This is a genomic window from Mycobacterium sp. (genome assembly GCF_032162605.1).
In the GTDB taxonomy this organism is placed as follows: domain Bacteria; phylum Actinomycetota; class Actinomycetes; order Mycobacteriales; family Mycobacteriaceae; genus Mycobacterium.
On sequence record NZ_JAVROT010000230.1, the window covers coordinates 1 to 2,844 of the forward strand.

Sequence of the window (2,844 nt, forward strand, 5' to 3'; positions counted from 1 at the left end):
ATGGGCCCGGCTTTCACGCGAACATTCACCGACGCGGGCGCCATCGTCGTCACCCAAGACCGCACGCGTGCTGAAGCCGAGCCACATGCCGAGTATGCAAGGCGCAATCCTGGTGGTGGCACGATCATCGAGGCCGATCTCGCACGACCGGGCGATGTCGATGCGATGTTCGCCGCCATTGACGAGCAATTCGGCCGCCTCGACGTACTGGTCAGCAACTACGGCATCGTCGGTTCGATCCCGTTCGACGAGCTCGACGAGGAACGCGTCCATGACATGTTCGAACAGAACTTCTTCTCGTTCTGCCGCGTCACCCGCGCAGCCGTCACCCGAATGAAACGCCAAGGCGGAGGCAAGATCGTGGCGATCACCGGACTTGCCGGGATTACCGGCACCGCGACTTTGCTGACACCGATCGTCGATGTCGTGCCACCGGCGTCTCTATCGGTCTACGGCGCATCCCGGGGGGCGCAGAACGCGTGGGTGAAAGCGATTGGCGTGGAGCTGGCACCGTTCAACATCAACGTCAACGCCATCGCCCAAGAGAACGTCGACAACAACCTGATGCGCAGCGGTGCCGGAGGGACCGACGAACACTGGAACCAACTCATCAGCCGGATGCCGGGCAAGAAGATGGTGTCGGGCGAAGAGTCCGCCGGCCTGGGACTGTATCTGTGTTCCGAGCTCACGGACACGTTCTACGGCCAAGTGATACCCCTATCCGGAGGTACCTACCGATAACCGGCAGTTCTTCTTTTCACTCATTGTTGAGTGTCCTGGGTGCCTTTGGCGCTGGTGGGTTTAGATGGCGCCATTTGTCCGCACGAATTCGGCGACGGCGGCGCCGATGTCGTCGGGACTGTCTTCCTGGATGAAATGGGTTCCGCGGACGGTGGTCTCGGTCATGTTGGGCCAGGTCCGGACGAACTCGCGGATGCGTCCGCGGATGAGCGCGCCTGGTTCGGCATTGATGAACAGTTTGGGCACATCGGTCTCGGCCAGCCATCTGCTGTAGTCCTCGACCACCGACGTGACATCGGCGGGTTGTCCGTCGATCGGGATGTTGCGTGGCCACGACAGCGTCGGGCGGCGGTCTTCACCTGGGTGGACGTACGGCGCCCGGTAGTGGTCCATTTCTTCGTCGCTGAGTTGGCGCTGTATCGCGCCGGGCAGCACGCCCTCGACGAAGGTGTTCTGTTCGAGCACCAACTTCTCGCCGTCAGGAGAGCGGATGCCCTGAAACACCCCACGGACGTCGTTGGGGAAGTCCGACCAACTTATCGGGGTGACGACGGATTCCATGAACGCGATACCCCGTATCCGGTCGCGGTGCTGGTTGGCCCAGTCGAAGCCCAGCGCCGATCCCCAGTCGTGCAGCACCAGTGTGACGTGGTCGCCCAGATCCAGGGCGTCCCAGAGCCCGAACAGGTAGTCGCGCTGTTCGGCGTAGTGGTAGCGGTCCGGGCCGGACGGGCGCAGCTTGTCCGATCCGCCCATCCCGATCATGTCGGCGGCCACTAGCCTGCCCAGGCCGTGGAGGTGCGGCATCACATTGCGCCACAGATACGACGATGTTGGGTTGCCGTGCGCGAAGACGATGGCGTCGCCCTGGCCCTCGTCGACGTAGGCCATCCGTTTCCCGTTGATCTCGCGATACTGCAGTCGTCCATAGGGTTTCGCTCCGAGCATGTCGTGTCTCCTCGTCAGTTGTTTCTATCGGTTCGGTGTCGGGGGTCTAGCCCACGACCCGTAGTCGCAGGCAATTCCCATCCGATCGGATTGGTCAGCCACACACGGATCGTCATGTGTGCGCGCCGGGCCGGGGCGTCCCAGCCCAGGAGTTTGATGGTCTCGTAGGCGGCGGCTTCGGTGCGCGCATCGATGCACTCACCGATCAGCGTAAGTTCCTGGCTTCTCTCCTTCAGCGGTCGAAGTCGTTCCCGGAGTCGTCCGTCCGTCGACCGTGTTGATCGGAGCGGCGCGCCGGTGCTTCCGCGGAGGCCAGGCTTTGACCCTCGCCTCGCTCACGCGCAACCTTGTCCAGACGGTCAACGAACTCGAAGGAAGAGGCTATTTCGAGGAAGCTTTCGGAAAGGACTGCGTCGATGATCCGTCAGGAACGCCGGGCAGCGGCGCGGGAGGCACGCCGGTCGCGTGGTCAGCACATCGGTCGTCCCAAGGCGCTCGACGAGAACAAAGCCGCTCTGGCGCAACGGATGCACGCCAGCGGTGAATCGGCTAGCACTATTGCTGCGGCACTTGGCGTGAGCCGTGCGACCGTCTATCGGGTGCTCGCCGACCAGCCCGCCTGACCATCCATGCCAGGCATGAGCGCATCAGCCCGGGTGCTGCCGCTGCTTGAGTCGGCTCACGGGCATCGAAGGCAGTGCTGAGGCTGACGATCCACACACAGCTATCCGGTTAGCGACTTACTCTGAGTGCTGTCTCTAGGGCTTTGACGTTCCGCTCGACATCATCAGCTAAGGAGAAAACATGGTGATGAACGTGAAGGTGTCGCCGGATTTGATCGCGGGCGATGTCGACGAGGGGTACGGCAAACTAGCGGACGTTTTCCGCCGAAACATGACCAGCGGCCAGGAGATCGGAGCCGCCGTCGCCGTCTACCGCGACGGTGTGAAAGTCGTCGACTTGTGGGGTGGCTATCGCAACGGCATCACCAAGGCACCGAGGCAAGAGGACACTGCCGTCACCGTGTTCTCGACCACGAAGGGCGTTTCGTCGCTGTCGGTGGCAGTCGCCGCGTCGCGGGGTCTGATCTCTTACGACGCGAAGGTGGCCGCCTATTGGCCGGAGTTTGCCCAGGCAGGCAAAGCCTCAATCACC

Annotated in this window: 3 protein-coding genes and 1 pseudogene; 3 read left to right on the forward strand and 1 reads right to left on the reverse strand. The window is 62.7% G+C overall.

What is annotated here, in order from left to right:
• The coding region (locus tag QOI01_RS14070; RefSeq protein WP_526381858.1) for an SDR family NAD(P)-dependent oxidoreductase at positions 1 to 741 on the forward strand (741 nt) is incomplete at its 5' end.
• Positions 742 to 801: 60 nt separating this feature from the next.
• Here QOI01_RS14070 and QOI01_RS14075 read toward each other — a convergent pair.
• The gene (locus QOI01_RS14075; protein ID WP_526381860.1) at positions 802 to 1,689 is read right to left on the reverse strand and encodes a haloalkane dehalogenase; all 888 of its coding nucleotides are present in this window, start codon (positions 1,687 to 1,689) and stop codon (positions 802 to 804) included.
• Between the two features lie 425 nt (positions 1,690 to 2,114).
• Here QOI01_RS14075 and QOI01_RS14080 point away from each other — a divergent pair.
• Positions 2,115 to 2,312: pseudogene (locus QOI01_RS14080) on the forward strand (helix-turn-helix domain-containing protein); the annotation flags it as partial.
• A 181-nt stretch (positions 2,313 to 2,493) separates the two neighbouring features.
• Positions 2,494 to 2,844: serine hydrolase (locus QOI01_RS14085; protein ID WP_526381862.1), on the forward strand; the 351-nt coding region annotated here is incomplete at its 3' end.

What these genes read in the sequence shown, in the direction of transcription:
- QOI01_RS14075 (WP_526381860.1), bottom strand. Translation starts at nt 1,689, where the DNA reads ATGCTCGGAGCGAAACCCTATGGACGACTGCAGTATCGCGAGATCAAC.